Annotated in this window: 2 protein-coding genes; both read right to left on the bottom strand. The window is 52.2% G+C overall.

Going from position 1 to position 1,824, the window contains the following annotated elements:
* Positions 1-63 precede the first annotated feature (63 nt).
* Positions 64-1,725, bottom strand: a complete 1,662-nt coding sequence (locus tag AC2VLY_RS08985; protein ID WP_486893558.1) for a PqiB family protein — start codon at positions 1,723-1,725, stop codon at positions 64-66.
* On the bottom strand, positions 1,718-1,824 hold a 107-nt coding region (locus AC2VLY_RS08980), incomplete at its 5' end, for a paraquat-inducible protein A (RefSeq protein ID WP_486893559.1). The genes AC2VLY_RS08980 and AC2VLY_RS08985, both read right to left, overlap by 8 nt.

Raw genomic sequence — 1,824 nt, 5'->3', positions numbered from 1 at the left:
GTACGGAAGTGCAGCCAGCGAGTGCCGCCACCATTCCCAACAAGAGGAGTTTTCGGTGCAATGTCATGGTCTTTTTCCAAAAATCAGGGCATTGGGGTGACTGTCCAAATAATCGGTCAATTCCCGCAATGACTGGGCGGTTCGTGATAATTCATACAAAGCGCGTGGGAGGGTCGTGGATTCTGGCGCATTGGCGGCACTTCCCTGGCTATGAAGCAGGGCATTACCTGCCTGCAAGGCGGCATGCGCCTCGTGGCTGGCCCCTTTCAGAGATTTCAGGATAGCCGGTAATTGCTGGTTGGCCGTGCGTGTCAACGCATCCAGATGGGCCATAGTCTGCTGCACATGTTGCAAGGTCTCGCGGGTTTGTGGAGAGTTGCTTAAGGTCGCCAGATTCTGGCTGAGTTGATCCAGATTGGCGGCAATTTTCTGGAGAGGAAGCGCATGGATTTTGGTCAGTATGCCATTCAACTGACGAACACTGTTTTGAATGCCTGCTTCATGGACCATGGGAATGATGGGCGGTTGACCCGGCAGCAAACGGGCAGCTTTTGCACCTGGAACCAGACCGAGATCAATGACCTTGGAACCCAGCATCGGAACAGTGCTCCCCAGTTGCGCCCGTAAGCCCTGGGCAATCAGGTGGCGAAGAATCCCGTTCATTTGTGCTGAAGGCTGGGCCATGTCCCATGGCTGTCCATGACGAAGGGGAATCGCCTCGGGATTGATCTGGATGTGGATGTCCGTCAAGAGCACCTGCCGCTGAGTATCAAAAAACATGTGTACGGCCGTGACGCTACCCACACGGGTCCCTTCCAGCATGACGGCGGCACCGGATTTCAATCCCTGTGGACCACCAGGCATTTGCATTTGATAGGCCACAGCATTTTCGAGAGGAGCATTTTTTGCCGCAGCAGCATTGCCATAAAGGCGAAAATGCTCATTATTAACCAAGGGGTTGCCAGTTTTGGGGGTGGAAAAACTGATGGCGCCGCTTAATAGTGCAGAAATAGCGGGTATATGAACGCCAGGGTGCTCACCAAACAGGCTGACAGCGATATTGCCTGAACTCCAGAAACGACTATGCTTATTGACCAAGTGTAAGCTTTTTTCGGGAATGAAAGCGTAAATTTCGAAGCCATCGCCATTTTTTTGCAAGGTTTCCCCACGTATTTCACCGACTTGTTCACCTCTGTAGAGAATGGGTGCACCGCGTGAAATATTCCCTTTCTCCGGAGCGTGCAAAATCAGGGTAATGCCTTGGGATTCACTTTTCAGAACGGGTTCTTCATTCAGTCCGATGACATGATGGAGTGTGGGGCCACTATGCGGATCAATGCCTATGTAGGGGCCGGCGATGATGGATTTTAGAGAGCCTAAGTTGGAAAAGCTGACTTTCTCCCCGGCAATCCAGTAGCGTGTGCCTTTGCCCAGATGGTGTGCCATATAATTATCAAAACGAATGGAAACTGAAATTTCTCCAAGGGATTTTGACAGCTTGACAGCGGTGACGTGACCAACGGTAACACCACGATATTTCACTACCGTATGGTCGGCTTTGATGCCGCCCATAGTCGCAAATTGCACGGTTACAGAAGGTCCCTGGTCCATGTAGGTGCGTAAGGCCAACCAGGCCACAATGGCGAGGGCTGCGACAGGCACGGCCCAGATCAAACCGGGCCAGCGGGAGCGTCGAATTTTTGCAGTTGGCAAAGGATTATTCATGGGGTTCCATTAGATAAGCGGCCCAGAGTGCGCGGGGATCAAAGATTTCTGTCGCAATCATGGTCAGGACGACTACCGCGAGAAAAGCGGGAAGTGCAT

The organism is Acidithiobacillus sp. TH-A36 (assembly GCF_057473445.1).
The sequence above is the reverse complement of the archived record's forward strand: the minus strand, read 5'-3'. Positions and strand labels throughout refer to the sequence as shown.

Bases quoted from the DNA above. Each gene is read 5' to 3' on its own strand.
- AC2VLY_RS08985 (WP_486893558.1), bottom strand. From the start codon at position 1,725: ATGAATAATCCTTTGCCAACTGCAAAAATTCGACGCTCCCGCTGGCCC.